Annotated in this window: 1 protein-coding gene; it reads right to left on the bottom strand. The window is 40.7% G+C overall.

Annotated features, from left to right (window positions below; all coding sequences use genetic code 11):
* The coding region (locus tag AB4653_RS20950; protein WP_372105234.1) for an amino acid ABC transporter substrate-binding protein at positions 1-841 on the bottom strand (841 nt) is incomplete at its 3' end.
* Between the last annotated feature and the right edge of the window lie 423 nt (positions 842-1264).

Raw genomic sequence — 1264 nt, 5'->3', positions numbered from 1 at the left:
CACCAAGAATACGCTTGATGTTTGGATCTTTTGACTTAAGCATTTCGTCAGCATTCTTAGAAGAGATGCCGTACTCTTCTGCGTTAATCATTGCAGAAAGGGTCCATTTAGCAACGTTGAACCACTTGTCATCATCTTGACGAACAACAGGGCCTAGTGGCTCTTTAGAGATGATTTCAGGAAGTACCTGTGCAGATTTAGGATCAGCTAGATTTAGGCGAAGAGCATATAGACCAGATTGGTCAGTTGTAAGAACATCACAACGACCCGCGTCGAAACCTTTTGATGTTTGTGCTGCCGTATCAAATACCACTGGCTTGTAAGACATGCCACTGTTACGGAAGTAATCGGCTAGGTTAAGTTCAGTCGTTGTACCTGATTGAACACACACTGAAGCGCCATCTAGTTCTTGAGCACTTGTTAGTCCAAGTTCTTTCTTAACCATGAAGCCTTGACCATCGTAGTAGTTAACGCCTACGAAGTTCAAACCTAGAGCAGTGTCACGATGTAGCGTCCATGTTGTGTTACGAGATAGTACGTCTATTTCACCAGATTGAAGCGCGGTAAAACGCTCTTTTGCTGTTAGCGGTACATACTTAACTTTAGTCTTGTCACCGAGTACAGCCGCTGCAAGAGCTTGACAATACTCAACATCAATTCCTTCCCATTCACCTTTTGAGTTAGGGTTAGAGAACCCTGGAAGACCTGTACTTACACCACAAGTTAGAAAACCTTGAGATGTGACTTTGTCCAGAGTGCTTTCTGCCGCTGATGCTGATGTTGCCATCATCGCAGTTGATGCAGCTACTACTGAAGCAAGAAGTGTTAGTTTATTTGTCATTTGTATCCTTCCTTGTTAACCAGGTGACACCTGATACTCATACTCGTTTGAGTGTCTCTTGTGTGTTGCGTTGTCTATGACCTTGTTGCTCAAATTAAGCGAGTTGCATTTTGCAAATGAAACCGTGTGCGATTTAAACAACTGTTTATAAGGTTAGGAAAGGATCCGTAGTTTCACAAATGTATAATTTAAAAAGAATTTTGAATGAAATCACAAATCCGAACACAATTAGAATGACCAAATGTTAACTGAATGTAAATAGTGCAACGGTTCACACTGTTGGTGCAACGAGATTTAGGTTTTTATATTGACGGTGGGCTAGGTAAATATTCTGAATTAAAGTCTTATTGGTGGCGCATTAGCCTTAAAAAAGGTGGAAATTTGGTCAATAAATATTTTTATTACGCTTGGATAGTTATGAAT

Source organism: Vibrio sp. 10N.222.48.A3 (assembly GCF_041475345.1).
GTDB classification, from domain to species: Bacteria; Pseudomonadota; Gammaproteobacteria; order Enterobacterales; family Vibrionaceae; genus Vibrio; species Vibrio tasmaniensis_A.
This window is presented reverse-complemented; position numbering and strand designations above follow the sequence as displayed.